The sequence below is a fragment of the Bacillus sp. RO1 genome, from assembly GCF_012524115.1.
Taxonomy (GTDB): Bacteria; Bacillota; Bacilli; order Bacillales; family Bacillaceae_I; genus Sutcliffiella_A.
This window is the reverse complement of record NZ_JAAZWB010000084.1, coordinates 189,069-203,214: the sequence shown is the minus strand read 5'-3', so window position 1 is coordinate 203,214 and position 14,146 is coordinate 189,069. Positions and strand designations below refer to the sequence as shown.

Here is a 14,146-nt window from a genome sequence, read left to right as displayed (position 1 = left end):
TCTACTTACAACAGCACCTAATGATTCGTTTTAGGATGTAATTTTCTCTTCTCAGTTAGAGTTCGTGCCAAACTACCTTATCCCCCTAAAATCCCACCTTATAATTCGTCTCCAATAAAAAAGGGAAAGCGACCAACCTCGCCTTCCCATCTTACAACAATTTTTAAGCTTTTCCTTCAGAGTTCATGCCTTTCAAAAACTGATCCACCTTCTCCATCAGCGAAGAGGAGATGGTATCCAACTTCTCCTTGCTGGCTTCCATTGAGTCGGATTGAGTACCAAAGTAGAACTTAATCTTCGGCTCTGTCCCTGAAGGCCTTACACATACCCAGGTACCGTCTTCTAAGAAATACTTCAGTACGTTGGATTTTGGAAGTTCCATTTTTTCCACAGCTTTTGTTTCTACAACCAATCTTTCCTGTGTGGAGTAGTCCTCTATAGCTGTAACCGCATATCCAGCTAAATCAGCAGGAGGGGTATTACGGAATGCTGTTAGGAGATTAGCAATCTGCTCTGCTCCTTCTTTTCCTTTTAATGTGAGGGACTTCATGCCTTCTAAGTAGTAACCGTACTCTTCATACAATTCCATTAACCCTTCATACATCGTCTTGCCAAGTCTCTTGTAGAATGCGCATATTTCCACTGCCATGATGCATGCTTGAACGGCATCTTTATCGCGGGCAAAATCAGCAATCAAGGAACCATAGCTCTCTTCGTAACCGAATAAGAAGGTATATTCTCCACTCTCTTCATACTGCTTGATTTTCTCTCCGATAAACTTAAATCCTGTTAGCGTGTCTACAGTTTCCACACCATAACTATCGGCAATGACGCGGCCAAACTCTGAAGTTACAATCGTTTTCAGCATGACACCATTCCCAGGAAGGGTACCTGTTGCCTTCTTCTCAGACAATAAATAATGTAGGAAAAGAGCACCTGTTTGGTTACCAGTCAACACTACATAATCCCCGTCAGCATCTTTGACTGCTACTCCAAGACGGTCTGCATCTGGATCTGTTGCTATTAGAATATCGGCATCCATTGCCTTGCCATCACGAATCGCCAATTCAAATGCAGCATGCTCCTCCGGGTTTGGAGAGGAAACAGTAGAGAAGTTAGGATCTGGCTGTTCCTGCTCTGCCACTACTTTCACATTTTTATATCCAAGGGCATTTAGACCTTCGCGTACTGGTAGGTTAGCTGTCCCATGTAATGGAGTAAATACCACCTTTACATCCTCGCCCATCTCATCCCCTAACTCAGGGTGTACACTAATGGTAGTAAGCTGTTTTAAGTACTCCTTGTCTAACTCTTCTCCAATGATTTTAATCAGGCCATTATTCTTCAGCTCTTCTTCTGAAGCAACCTGTATTTCAAGCTCATTCTCCACTTCTTTCACTTTAGAGATAACCTGATCCGCTTCAAACAACGGCAATTGTCCCCCGTCTGGACCATATACTTTATAGCCGTTATATTCTGGTGGGTTATGACTAGCCGTAATGACGATTCCAGAGAACGCTCCTAAATATCGAACGGCAAAAGAAAGCACCGGCGTCGGACGCAGGCTTTCAAACACATATGTTTGAATACCGTGGCTCGCAAGTGTTTTAGCTGCTTCCATTGCGAACTCTGGAGATTTATGGCGGCAATCATAAGCAATCGCCACTCCGCCTTTTTTCGCTTCCTCACCGAATGATTCTATGTATCGTGCCAATCCTTCAGACGCTTTTCGTACAGTATATATATTCATACGGTTTGTTCCTGCGCCAATTTCCCCGCGCATTCCACCAGTACCAAATTCTAATTCTTTATAAAAGCTTTCTTCTTTCGCCTTCTCGTCGTGCTTCATTTCTTGAATCAGCTTCACCATTTCTTCATCAAGATTCGTGTGTGACTCCCATAGGTCAAATTTTTCCATCCATTTCATCTGTCTTTTCCTCCTTGCGTTTATCAGGATATAGTATAACTTCTACTTACCTACTAATGCTTCCTGCAAAAAAAATACGTCGAATTATGACAAATTACGCGTTCGTGAAACATTTCACTCATTATTATACTAAAAAACAAGGAATTGCCCTATGCAATTCCTTGTTAAAGAAAAACTTAACTGATTTTATTTGAAGCCTTTTGTTCAAAACCCTGTTCTTCGTCCACCGCTCTTACTGCATCATGTAAATGACGCTCTAACAAGATTCGATGTTGCTCTTTTTGCTCTCTGCTCCAAACTAATTCCTTGCCCATTAAATCCAATACTTTTGTTTTCCAATTCTCCACCCAGGCAATGTCGAAAAACAATGCGCCCGTTCTGCGGATGAAAAAGTCAGCAGGAGTTGCCGTCATTTCTTCTTTTAATGCATATACAACCTGTGCATACACATCTAATGGCAAACCTGCTTTTTTTGCTTGGCCCGCATCTGTTGCAACAATGGCATAAAGTTTATCCACATTAGAACCATACATGGAAGAAAGCTTCGTTGCTGTTTCTTCTGTGAACCCTAACTTCATTCCTTCTTTCACTTTCTTTTTCATATAGGAAGGGAAGTTATGAGAACCTCCGACATCTCCGCCTGAAATTGGCATATTCTTTGTTTTGGATTTACCGTAGTTTTTACCTGTTTCTTTTACAAACTGTTTATTAATTAGATCCACAACCATTTCAGCCATTTTTCGATAGCCTGTCAGCTTGCCACCTGCAATGGTAATTAATCCGGAGTCTGAGATCCACACTTCGTCTTTTCTGGAAATTTCAGAAGCTGATTTCCCTTCTTCATGAATTAACGGGCGTAATCCAGTCCAACTGGATTCAATGTCAGACTCCTTCAGCTTCAAGGAAGGAAACATGTAAGCAATCGCTTCCAGTACATATGTTTTATCCCCTTTGGTCATTCGTGGATGGACCATGTCTTCTTTGTAAACCGTATCCGTTGTTCCAACATATGTTTTCCCATCACGAGGAATGGCAAAAATCATTCTCTTGTCTTGTGTGTCAAAATAGATCGCCTGTTTTAACGGGAATTTCTTTTGGTCAAATACTAAATGAATCCCTTTTGTCAGTTGCAGATGCTTTCCTTTTTTCGAACCGTCCATCTCACGCAGTGTATCTACCCACGGACCTGCAGCATTTACGATTTTTTTAGCGTGGATAGTATAAGCCTTGTTTGATAATTGATCGACCACTTTTGCTCCTACTACTTTGCCGTTTTCATAAAGGAGTTCTTCCACTTTTGCATAGTTAACTGCTTCTGCTCCTCTTTTGACCGCTTCTTTCATTACTTCAATGGTAAGGCGTGCGTCATCCGTGCGGTATTCCACATATACGCCTCCACCTTTTAAGCCGTTGCTGTTTAAAAGGGGCTCACGTTTTAACGTTTCTTGTGGATTCAACATTTTGCGGCGTTCTGATTTTTTTACATTTGCCAAGAAGTCATACACCCTTAAACCTAAGGAAGTAGAGAACTTTCCAAATGTTCCTCCTTGTTGGATCGGCAACAGCATCCATTCAGGGGTCGTTACATGCGGGCCATTTTCGTACACGACGGCACGTTCCTTCCCTACTTCTGCCACCATCTTCACTTCTAATTGTTTTAAGTATCGAAGTCCGCCGTGAACAAGCTTAGTGGAACGGCTGGATGTACCGGCAGCAAAGTCCTGCATTTCAACAACAGCCGTTTTAAGTCCACGTGTTGCAGCATCCAGGGCGATTCCACTGCCTGTTATACCACCACCGATTACTAATACATCATAAGTCTCTTTTGTCATTTTTTCTAAAATAAGGCTTCTGTTAAAGCTCGCAAAATTTAATTTTTTCATTTTATTTGCCTCCATCCTCTTAGTGGGTATATATACAAAAAGAGACCACAGAAAACATAGACAAAGCTTTTGCTCTGAATACGTTCTGTGGTCTCTCCTAATCTCCAACCGAAATATTAACTTATATTTAGTATATCATATGCAACGCTTACTTGAAAGCAATAGTTGCATTTACTGCTTTTTTCCAACCACTGTACAATTCTTCTTGTACTTGTTTGTCCATCTCTACCTCAAAGGTTGTTTCAACCTGCCACTGTGAAGCGATTTCCTCTTTATTTTTCCAATAGCCAACAGCCAATCCAGCCAAATACGCTGCTCCAAGTGCCGTCGTTTCATTGACAGATGGTCGCTCCACTCCAACCCGAAGCATATCACTTTGGAATTGCATTAAGAAATTATTCTTCACTGCTCCTCCATCTACACGCAATGTTTTTAAAGAAATACCTGAATCATGCTCCATCGCTGTCAAAACATCTTTCGTCTGATAAGCCAATGATTCTAACGTGGCACGAATAAAATGTTCTTTAGATGTTCCCCTCGTCAAACCAAATGCCGCTCCGCGAACATCGCTATCCCAATAAGGAGTGCCTAGTCCGACAAATGCCGGCACTACATACACACCTTCTGTAGAGTCTACTTTTGTGGCATATTCTTCACTTTGACTTGCATCCTTGATCATGCGGAGTCCATCACGTAGCCACTGAATAGCGGAACCTGCTACAAAAATACTGCCTTCCAATGCGTAAGTTACTTTCCCATCAATACCCCACGCGATAGTTGTAAGAAGTCCACTCTCTGATTTAATCGGATTTTCCCCTGTATTCATGAGCATAAAACATCCTGTACCGTAAGTGTTCTTTGCCATCCCCTCTTCATAGCACGCCTGTCCAAATAGCGCAGCTTGCTGATCGCCTGCCGCACCTGCAATCGGAATTTCCTGACCAAAGAAATGATAGTCCACAGTATGTGCGTAAATTTCCGATGATGGCTTCACTTCCGGAAGCATACTTGCAGGGACATCGAGAATATCCAGTAATTCTTGATCCCATTTTAATTCATGGATATTGTAAAGAAGAGTCCTTGAAGCATTGGAATAATCCGTCACATGTGCCTTTCCACCTGAAAGCTTCCAGATCAACCACGTATCAATAGTTCCAAAAAGCAACTCACCTTTTTCCGCACGTTCTCTGGCCCCGTCTACATGATCGAGCAGCCACTTCACTTTTGTCCCGGAAAAATAGGCATCAATTAATAAACCTGTTTTTTCTCTAAAGGTCTGTTCGTGGCCATCTTCTTTAAGTTGGTCACAAATAGCTGACGTCTGTCTGGACTGCCAAACAATCGCATCATGTATCGGTTGTCCCGTCTCTTTATCCCACACAACAGTCGTTTCACGTTGATTGGTGATACCAATACCAGCTATCTGGTTAGGCTTTACCCCGGACTCAGACAAGCAAGATGCAATTACAGACAAGATGGAGCTCCATATTTCGTTCGCATTATGCTCCACCCAGCCTGACTTTGGAAAGTACTGTTGAAATTCTTTTTGGGCCGTATATACCGGCTCCCCACTCTTATTAAAAAGAATCGCTCGTGAACTTGTTGTTCCCTGGTCTAATGATAATATATATGTTTCCATTTCTAGCACTCTCCCTAACATCTATTTTGAATAATGCTCCCAAAGATCCTGTTTGGATGTGGTAACTGCTGTCGCCCCTGCTTCAATGGCACGATCCACATCTTCCACGGAACGTATCAAACCTCCTGCAAATACAGGAATGCCTGTTTTTTCTTTTACTTCCCTAATCATATGAGGGACAACCCCGGGTAATACTTCTATAAAATCGGGCTGGACCTTTTCAATTACCTGATAACTTTTTTCCACTGCATTGGAATCTAGTAAAAAGAGACGCTGTATAGCGTAGATACCCCTTTGTTTGGCTTTTGCAATCACTGCCGCTCTCGTGGAGACGAGTCCTGCCGGTTTTAAGGTTTGACATAGAAATTCTGCCGCATGTTCATCATTTTTTATTCCTTGGATAAGGTCTACATGGACAAATAGCTTTTTCTTTTCTTTTTTAGCTGCTTTTATATAATTTGGTATTTGTGAGAGTTGACTGTCTAGTATTACACCATATTCGTAGTTGCTTTGTAAAAATCTTTCTAGTGTTTTGCCGTTTTTTACAGCAGGGAGTATGGTTTGGTTTTGGAATGTCATATTATTAACCTCAATTCATATGGTAATCGAGTTTAGGTATAACGCTTACATTTTTTATACCTACATTTTAATACGTTTTGTATTAAGGTTACAACCTTTTTGCGCGAAATAATTAAGAAGCACGTTGAACACCGCTGGTGATTTCCGCACGGGGCTTCGCTTTCCTAGGGGCGGTGCTTGAGCCTCCTCACTTCGTTGCGGGGTCTCAACCTACCGCTACCTCCCTCAGGAGTCTCCGCCCCGTGCTCCAATCACCAGCTAGAAAATTAAAAAATCTTAATGTTTATGTTAACGAGTTTACTTGTGGGGTGCAAACAGCAAATCACAATGAAAATCACGACATTTTTGACATAAAAAAGGCTCAAAGAGATTTTCTTTCCTAAGCCTTTTTTACTTTGTTTTATTTCACAACAATCGCTCCTATATTCTTGAAGACTTAGTACTGAGATAGTTTAGCGAGCTTAATCTATAAAGTCGTTAAATAGCCCATATATAATTTACAAATCTCAATTTTTCTCCATTCATTACAAATTCTTCGGCACTTTCTTCTATCTTCTTAAAGCCATTTTTTTCCAAGACTTTTTGTGAAGCAATGTTATTATTTGTGGTTTTAGCAAAGATTTTTTTAAAACCATCCGTACTTAATTTATCCATTAAGGTATGTAAAGCTCTATATGCTATCCCATGCCCAGTATGTTTTTCACCCACTCTATAGCCTATGTGACCTGAGTTTTGGGTTTTGTCTATGTCTACAAAATTGATCCTCCCTAAGATTTCACCATTCGTTTTTCTTATCAAGTAAAAGTAAGATAATCCTTGACTCTGTTCATTTAATAACTGATGGTGGCGTGTAATGAAGTTGTCAAAGTAATAGTAGTCATCCCCCCTACTTGGTACCATCTTTTCAAAATATGCTCTATTTTCTTTTTCAAAGTCAATCACTGCTTCTGCATCTTCAAGTCTTAATTTTTCAACTGTAATGTCCATTTAATCCTCCCACTAACCTTATTAGGAAGTTGCAATATTTACCTCATCCTTGTTAAACAAAAGCCCCATTTAGTTTAATAAAGAAGCAGTATTCATAGAAAAGTTTAATTCATTTTCTAACATTTGATAATCAAAACTCCAGTAATAACCATTGCTACCTTGGACAATGTTTTCTCCCATCATAAATAGATTCCCACCATAAGTAGTGTTATCTTTTGTGCGGATAAGAATTTTTGTGTAATCACCAGAAGTGTTTATAGAATAGGAGTCAGAAACCTCCACTTTTGAGTGTTTTTTCATTGTTGAAATTTCCTTCGCAATCGCTAACACAGTCTCTTTATGGGTAATCAAATAAGATGTATTTTCAGTTTGAACGATTACCTCTTTAATGTCTTTTTTGGCAATTTTAAATCCCCATATTGATATATGAGTTTGTTGATAAAAAACAAATGATAAAGTTACTATTAAACTGATGCAAATTAAAATATTCCAACCCTTTTTATTCATAAACTCGACTCTCCTTTTTATAAATACGTCTTACATAATATTAAACCCTCTTGTACAACTCTTCTCCCTCTATAAAGAAAGAGATAACTCTTGTTTTCTCGCTTATTCTCAATATTTCTATAAGGTTTAATTTTTCATAACATTTGAAGTGTGGTTAGATGTTGAAAATAAGGATGATTTTGGGCATAAAGAGAAAAAGAAAGCTAACCTTTCAGCCACTTCAATCCAAAAAGTGGATAACTAGTTAAAGTATGGTCGCACTGGTGGATCTCCACATATCTCACGGAGGTCAACCCTCCCATTTCTCACAGAGTCTATGCTCTAAAATTCCTTCGTCCAACCTTTCCATGAGGTGGATGTCAGTCATGCTGCCCGACAGGGTCTATGCCCGCACTTTAATTGTTTTACTGACTAATCCGTGCTTCAAATGTCTATGACTATACTTCTTAGAAAAATACTTAAAAAAACGATGAAACTTAAGCTACGGCCTGTAATGAAGCCAGATGGGGAATGTCTTTCAACATTCTTTCTTCACTAAATTCACATTGCTTTGTGCCAATCGCAAATAAGATACGTATTAGCTTGTTACATATGGCAATCATGGACTGCATCTTCTTCAAAGGATTACTCTTTCGAGTTGTATAGTAGTGATGTAGAGCCTTAAAAGCTGCATTCTTGGCAACTAACGGCATAGCTACTCGGAAGAGGAGAGCTCTGAGTGCTTTCCTGCCTCGTTTCGTGATTTTCGTTAGTCCTTTATGTTTCCCTGAGGTGTTTTCTTTCAAGCTTAGTCCGGCCAATTTAATGATTTGGCGAGGGTGAGAGTAGTTCCTTAGGTCTCCTACTTCCGCATAAAAACCTGCCACTGTCTCCTTGCCAATTCCAGTAATGGCTAACATCTGTGGAACTCCAGGAATATGTTCGAGAAGCTCTTCAATATCAGAATCTAACTCTTCGAACCTTTCGATTATCAATTCATACTTTTCTAGTAAGGTGCGGAGCTCTAATTTAGCCATTTTTGAACCTTCACGAATGCCAATAGAGTCATTGGCTGCTCGTTTAAGTTCATGAATTTTACGGAGTCCAACCGCACGTTTTACTGCCTTTCTGAGGTGAATTAGGATCTCTTGATCCGAGATATGTTCGAGCTCATGTGGTAATACATTGAGCTTTAATAATTGTAGTGCTGCTTTCCCTTCCCAATCCTTAAAAATAGTTAAGAATTCAGGGAAATAGCGATCCAGCCAGTTGTGAATCTGCCCTTGAAGCATCTGTAAGTCAACAGACAAAAGGTCGCGTATTTTTCTAGCCACACGAAGTTCTGCATAAACTCCTTGAGGAATTTGTGGTTCAGCGTATCTTCCGTCCTTGACTAACTGTGCAATCACTTTGGCATCTTTCACATCATTTTTGGTTGGTGAGTTGTCATCCAATTCCTTGGACTTCTTGACATGCATTGGGTTCACCACGACGAACTTAATATCTTTTTCCTTTAAGAAATGAGCAAGATTAAGCCAGTAGTGACCTGTCGGTTCCATTCCAATAATCACATTGTCCATCTCATTTTGCTTCATCAGCTGGTTAATCCAGCTAAGGAACAGATCGAAATGAGCATGTGTATTTTCAAAGTGACAAGGAGCTCCAAACTCCAAGCCTCTGAAGTCTTGAGCACGCGCGACATGCTTGAACTTCGCAATATCTACACCTATAATTAGTGTTTGAGAAGTGATTTGAGCAATCTTTTCATTTTGGTTATAATTCATCTTGAAGGCCTCCTGGTATATATGATTTTGTCCATTTTGCTGGCCAGCTCAGGACACTCATATCATACCAAGAGGTTATTTTTTAGTTCAAACCCCATTTTTCTTCATAACAGGAATGCTGCCCGATTGTTTAATACCAATTATTTCAAAAACAGATGATAATCTCAATCATTTATTTTCATTTAATATCTAGATATTTTTCCACTTTCCACTCATAAAAATTAATTTAATGAATATAAGTTAAGAAGAATGAGGGTTGGACTATAATAGGGGGGAACAAGATGGAGAACTTATGGACATTTTCTATTAATGGGACTGATTGGCCTTATGATACCTATTCTTCAGCTCAAGAAGCAATAGATCAATGAGTAGAAAAGATAAGTTATAATCAATTGGAGTTCACTATTTGGGTTGGTAGATTGAGCACTAAAGATGAACAGCAGCTGGTATTCATAGTTACCGATATTGAAGAAATAAATTTCTACTCATTAACATACGAAAAAACTCCCTGCGCCATTTAATACTGCAGGGAGTTTGCTATTTTTATAATTGTTTTCATTAATTTTAAACCTTAAACACGCGCTTTCATTTTTGCTAGGAAACTTGAAATAAGTCTAGTTGATACATCGTTTCTTCTTTCTCGATAGGAAAAGGTTCTTTTCCTAAAGTAATCAACACTTTATTAATTTGTGTTAATTCTTCTAAATTTTTAGTGCGTTCTTTTAGCAACTCTCTTCCAGCATCTATATATCTTTTAGCAAAAGCTTCCCAGTCCATCCTCTCGCTCTTAGGAGGCTCATACAGCCAATTTGAGATAGCATTTACCGCTTCCTCATATGAATGTACCCCTTCCTCACAAACAAGGAAATAAGCCACGTTCCAGGCGTATTGTTCCTCCTCCCCTATATCATGATGATCGGAATAGTAGAAGTAAGACTTTCCAGTTTGTTTTACACGCTGTTCAATGTGCTTAACCAATTCATCTCGGCCAAGTTCAAAATCCTGATGTACCCAAAATTGAGGATAAGGGCTTAAAGTCTCCTCTTCTTTTAAATCTCCATCTTTATCGTATACAACCGGGCCCTCGTATTGCCAATCTAGAGGAGAAATATCCGAAACGGTATAACCCTCTTCCTTCCATACACTCTCAATAGCATGTACTATGTTGGGAGGAATAAGATTGGTTTGCAATTGCCTCTGAATGAATAATAGCTTTCTCAATAGCAAAACCCGCGCTTCAATGGTTAAAGAGCCTGGATTATACTCGGTATCTTCCGCTCGGTGGAAGTTTTCATATTCTGTTAAGCGAATTCGCTCAAGAACTGATTCTTCATTATCCTTAAGAAATCCATCTCCCAATAAATCTAATTGATTACCCGCATTGTTTATATGTTCCATGCGCTTGTTTGTTCTTTTGAGTTCCACTCTTTTAATTGGCATTCGGTACCTTGCATCATTCCGAATCTGTGCTAAAATGTTCTTATATTCAAGGAGAGGCTCTAGCTTGGTGTCTTTTTGAACTAAGTTTTTAAGCATTTTATCCTCAGAAATAGCGGTGCACGTCCAACATCCGTTCCTCCCATTTCCGCAGCTATTTCCTTGCCCGTCTGTTTTTAGAGAACACTCAAAAATATCTTCTGGATAGAAATTTCTTAATTGATTAACGCTTGTCCCCCAAGGAAAACAATCATAATCATCAAAATATCCCCATAACTGATCTCCAGATATATGTTTAATAGGGTGATAAACTAGTACATTTTTATACGTGCTATGTTTAGCAAACTTTCCTTCGTCGCCATTTAATTGATTCTTTTTTATCGACGCATTCCTTGAAATAGACTCTTGCATTCTAACTCCCATCCCCAGGATCACATCATATTCTTCTCCTATTGATACAATCCCACTTGCAATGATATCTTTCATGAGGCGATCTACTGCATTTATCTTTAGTTTGCTACTGCACCACCGGAATCTGCTATTGGGAGAAACTGGTGGATTCCCTTTACCAAGTACATTCATCCAATAATTATCTTTTAAAGAGGGTACAGCAATATGCCCAACAATAGGTAAATCTTGGACAGTAGCTGCCTTATTTAATTCTTCAATAGATTTTACTAGATAATGGTGCATATCTGGTGTTTCAACCTCCGTATTGGAAGTGACAACATGGATGGTTTTATGTCTATCTGTAGGTGGGATAGAAAGTAACATTTCCCAAAACAACAGCAATACCAACGTAGAGTCCTTTCCAAAACTTGTAGCCAATACAATCTCTTTTTCGTCTCTTAAATAGAGCTCTTTCATTTCTTCTTTTATGTCCTTAAATGGTTTATAAAAATTAGACATGATCCATTCCTCCCGATAATAAAAAAGACTCCTCCTATCACTAGGAAAAGTCTCTCTTCTCTTATTACGCGAATAAACTTAATGATTTTTGAATGGACATCCGTTGGAATTGAGAAGTAATCCTTCTCTCCACTTCAAGATTCATCATCACAAAGTCTAATCTGTAATCAATTATTTGTTTAAAACGCTCTACCTCTGATTGGGGTAGAATACGATTCTCTATTAGCGACTGTAACGCAGCAGTCTCCGGCACAGCATAGTTGACCAAGAACTCCTCCCCGTACACTCTTAGGATCTTTTCTATGTCAAAGGTGGGACGATTGGCAACTAACGAAACTGAGCCGAACTCGTGGGGCAATTTTTTGCTCTCCTTCAGCTTTTCGCATGCTATCATTTTCTTTTTTATTGATTCGTACTCTTCTTCTTGCGCCTTCACTCTTTCTTGGAGCGGCACAAACCGTTTTACCAGGTGGTCAAGCGACATTTCGCCAAATGAATAAGTATCTTCTACAGCCAGCAACTCTTTTCCATTCTTGTTAAAGCTAGGCTTTACATAGTAGGAAGATGGAAGTTCAAACTCCTTAAGCGCCACTAGCTCCTCTGGAAGCTCCTTTTTAATTAAGGTAGTATCTAATTTAATAACACTACAAACAATCTGGTCATGTAAAAAACAGAAAAGATTTTCAATTAAACCAGGACTGTCCACTTTAGTAATAGGTTTACGAATAAACTTAGCAACTACATTATGCTTTTCATATTCATGCCTTCTTACTTCACTATCCTTTAAGCGATAATGAACTTCGCTTTTAAGGGCTTCAAGTTGACTCTTATGTTGCTTCATCGCTAAATATGCGCCATCCCTTAAAAAACCTTCCATTATGTCAGCTGCTGATAGTATTACTTCTTCCTCTTGAATGGGCTCAAAGAAAGCTCTATTAGTTCTTGAACATTTTTTGCATAGTTTTATATCAAAGTGAGTTTGCTGCATATTGAACTTGCAGTTATCACAACTTTTCTCCATCTCAATACCTCCATAGCTCCCTATTATCTAGTATATTTGGGAGCGGAATTAGGTACTCCCTACTAGAAAGGGTTTATGAAGTTTTAACCTGCTACACTTGTTGCTGTGTCTTTAATTAATTTTCCTTGCATATCACAGACAATAAGCCTGGCAACACTTTTATTTGTTCTAATGAAACTCTCAAACTCTTCAATAGGAAATGTAACGGTTTCTTTTACATAACCACTTTTATTAATAAGGTAGCCTTTATAAAGACACCGCTGCTTTTCTTGAAACATGCGTATTCTCCCTGTTATTTCTTATTTAGCACTAAGTTCATTAATACCATCTTAGCGGTGCGAGGATCTAGATTATCTACTATGACAAATTTCTTGTACTCGTCGTCAGTTGTGATAAGTTTTTTATAGATTTTAGAGATATCTTTCATCAACCTCTCTCACCTTCTCTTCTTGTGGATTTCATGCGACTGATTTCCCTGTTTGTTGAGTAATTTTTTCTACAACAGTTTCAGGAAGAAAATGAGTGAATATGCTTCTTGCATGTTCCGAATCCACTCCAGGTATTAGGAAGTGCAACACTTGTTCATGTTGATCCGCTTTAAATCTGTATGAGATCTCAAATAAATGTTTCTTAGCAGGCTCTCCATCTAAGTATTCATTTGCTGCTAAAACAGAAGTGATAGTCTCAGTTTTTAGAAACTGAGGTGGACAATACTCAGAATGCGTTACAATAAGAATAGCCGGCATACCAAGTAAGATTTGAAAAGGAAAAATAGTCCCTTCTGCAATAAGTTCACCATCTTTAAATAGACGACTACTATCCACTAAGAAACAGGACTTTGAAGTATGAAATTCATATTTCATATAGCCACAACCTCCTCATAAGCAGAAAATAAATCGTATTTTACGGGCTTTAATTCCTCTTTAATATTCTCAACTTCCTTTAGTAACTCAATTAGTTTAAATGCTTTTGAATGCTTTTTCCTAATCTGTAAATTTACAATTTGGTTAGGCAAACAAATAACATTCACATTCCCCTTAGAGAAGATCCCTCTCACTTGTTGAGGTGTATAGGAAGGTCTTTTTAATAGGTCCTTAATCCAATCTTCTTGTTTTTTACCTTTGAATATAAGGTCATATTCGACAGCATTGATTGTTGGGTTAAGGCAGCCCATGGATAATTCGAACAGGTATAAACCTCCATCAATGGAACCATTAAAATACACACGGTAACCATATTGCGTTTGGGAATTACCTTGAGTACCGAACGGTACAATCCGAAAACAATGCCCATCTACTTCCCAAACAAATTCATTAGCAATATGTTTGAATCTAAAACCCTTTAATAAATTTCCAATCTCCTTAGCAGGTACAGGTGAAAAACATGTCAACTTGAACATACCTAATCCTTTCTTTTCACCATAGTTACTACAATCTTTCATACAAAAAACACCCTTTCTAAAAGTTTATTATTAAGATTTTTGCCAAAACGCAA

Annotated in this window: 12 protein-coding genes; all 12 read right to left on the bottom strand. The window is 38.8% G+C overall.

All coding sequences use genetic code 11. The features are described from left to right. Positions 1 to 163: 163 nt before the first annotated feature. Positions 164 to 1,927, bottom strand: a complete 1,764-nt coding sequence (locus HC179_RS16100; protein ID WP_168865227.1) for a phospho-sugar mutase — start codon at positions 1,925 to 1,927, stop codon at positions 164 to 166. 176 nt (positions 1,928 to 2,103) lie between these two features. Continuing rightward, complete coding sequence (locus tag HC179_RS16095; RefSeq protein ID WP_168865226.1) at positions 2,104 to 3,810, bottom strand: glycerol-3-phosphate dehydrogenase/oxidase; 1,707 nt, start codon at positions 3,808 to 3,810, stop codon at positions 2,104 to 2,106. A 148-nt stretch (positions 3,811 to 3,958) separates the two neighbouring features. Further along, entirely contained in the window at positions 3,959 to 5,449 is a 1,491-nt protein-coding gene (gene glpK / locus HC179_RS16090; protein WP_168865225.1) for a glycerol kinase GlpK, read from the bottom strand. Between the two features lie 21 nt (positions 5,450 to 5,470). Then, positions 5,471 to 6,028, bottom strand: coding sequence for a glycerol-3-phosphate responsive antiterminator (locus HC179_RS16085; protein ID WP_168865224.1), 558 nt, complete (start codon positions 6,026 to 6,028; stop codon positions 5,471 to 5,473). A 477-nt stretch (positions 6,029 to 6,505) separates the two neighbouring features. Next, positions 6,506 to 7,015 carry a GNAT family N-acetyltransferase gene (locus HC179_RS16080; RefSeq protein ID WP_168865223.1) on the bottom strand — a complete coding sequence of 170 codons (510 nt, stop codon included), beginning with the start codon at positions 7,013 to 7,015 and terminating at the stop codon, positions 6,506 to 6,508. Between the two features lie 69 nt (positions 7,016 to 7,084). Beyond that, the gene (locus HC179_RS16075) at positions 7,085 to 7,522 is read right to left on the bottom strand and encodes a hypothetical protein (protein ID WP_168865222.1); all 438 of its coding nucleotides are present in this window, start codon (positions 7,520 to 7,522) and stop codon (positions 7,085 to 7,087) included. A 476-nt stretch (positions 7,523 to 7,998) separates the two neighbouring features. Beyond that, positions 7,999 to 9,285, bottom strand: a complete 1,287-nt coding sequence (locus HC179_RS16070; protein WP_168865221.1) for an IS110 family RNA-guided transposase — start codon at positions 9,283 to 9,285, stop codon at positions 7,999 to 8,001. Positions 9,286 to 9,879: 594 nt separating this feature from the next. Further along, positions 9,880 to 11,631 carry an adenine nucleotide alpha hydrolase family protein gene (locus HC179_RS16065; protein WP_168865220.1) on the bottom strand — a complete coding sequence of 584 codons (1,752 nt, stop codon included), beginning with the start codon at positions 11,629 to 11,631 and terminating at the stop codon, positions 9,880 to 9,882. 64 nt (positions 11,632 to 11,695) lie between these two features. Continuing rightward, positions 11,696 to 12,652 (bottom strand): hypothetical protein, encoded by a 957-nt coding sequence (locus HC179_RS16060; RefSeq protein WP_168865219.1) that lies wholly within the window; start codon positions 12,650 to 12,652, stop codon positions 11,696 to 11,698. An 83-nt stretch (positions 12,653 to 12,735) separates the two neighbouring features. Next, positions 12,736 to 12,930, bottom strand: a complete 195-nt coding sequence (locus HC179_RS16055; protein ID WP_168865218.1) for a hypothetical protein — start codon at positions 12,928 to 12,930, stop codon at positions 12,736 to 12,738. Between the two features lie 180 nt (positions 12,931 to 13,110). Next, on the bottom strand, positions 13,111 to 13,515 hold the full coding sequence (locus HC179_RS16050; RefSeq protein ID WP_168865217.1) for a hypothetical protein: 405 nt from the start codon (positions 13,513 to 13,515) through the stop codon (positions 13,111 to 13,113). After that, positions 13,512 to 14,093, bottom strand: coding sequence for a hypothetical protein (locus HC179_RS16045; RefSeq protein ID WP_168865216.1), 582 nt, complete (start codon positions 14,091 to 14,093; stop codon positions 13,512 to 13,514). Before HC179_RS16045 ends, HC179_RS16050 begins: the two co-directional genes overlap by 4 nt. Positions 14,094 to 14,146 lie beyond the last annotated feature (53 nt).

Coding starts and splice junctions, on each gene's coding strand:
- HC179_RS16095 (WP_168865226.1), bottom strand. CDS start 3,810: ATGAAAAAATTAAATTTTGCGAGCTTTAACAGAAGCCTTATTTTAGAA.
- HC179_RS16055 (WP_168865218.1), bottom strand. CDS start 12,930: ATGTTTCAAGAAAAGCAGCGGTGTCTTTATAAAGGCTACCTTATTAAT.
- HC179_RS16060 (WP_168865219.1), bottom strand. CDS start 12,652: ATGGAGAAAAGTTGTGATAACTGCAAGTTCAATATGCAGCAAACTCAC.
- HC179_RS16080 (WP_168865223.1), bottom strand. CDS start 7,015: ATGGACATTACAGTTGAAAAATTAAGACTTGAAGATGCAGAAGCAGTG.
- HC179_RS16045 (WP_168865216.1), bottom strand. CDS start 14,093: ATGAAAGATTGTAGTAACTATGGTGAAAAGAAAGGATTAGGTATGTTC.
- HC179_RS16050 (WP_168865217.1), bottom strand. CDS start 13,515: ATGAAATATGAATTTCATACTTCAAAGTCCTGTTTCTTAGTGGATAGT.
- HC179_RS16065 (WP_168865220.1), bottom strand. CDS start 11,631: ATGTCTAATTTTTATAAACCATTTAAGGACATAAAAGAAGAAATGAAA.
- HC179_RS16085 (WP_168865224.1), bottom strand. CDS start 6,028: ATGACATTCCAAAACCAAACCATACTCCCTGCTGTAAAAAACGGCAAA.
- HC179_RS16070 (WP_168865221.1), bottom strand. CDS start 9,285: ATGAATTATAACCAAAATGAAAAGATTGCTCAAATCACTTCTCAAACA.
- HC179_RS16075 (WP_168865222.1), bottom strand. CDS start 7,522: ATGAATAAAAAGGGTTGGAATATTTTAATTTGCATCAGTTTAATAGTA.
- HC179_RS16100 (WP_168865227.1), bottom strand. CDS start 1,927: ATGAAATGGATGGAAAAATTTGACCTATGGGAGTCACACACGAATCTT.
- glpK (WP_168865225.1), bottom strand. CDS start 5,449: ATGGAAACATATATATTATCATTAGACCAGGGAACAACAAGTTCACGA.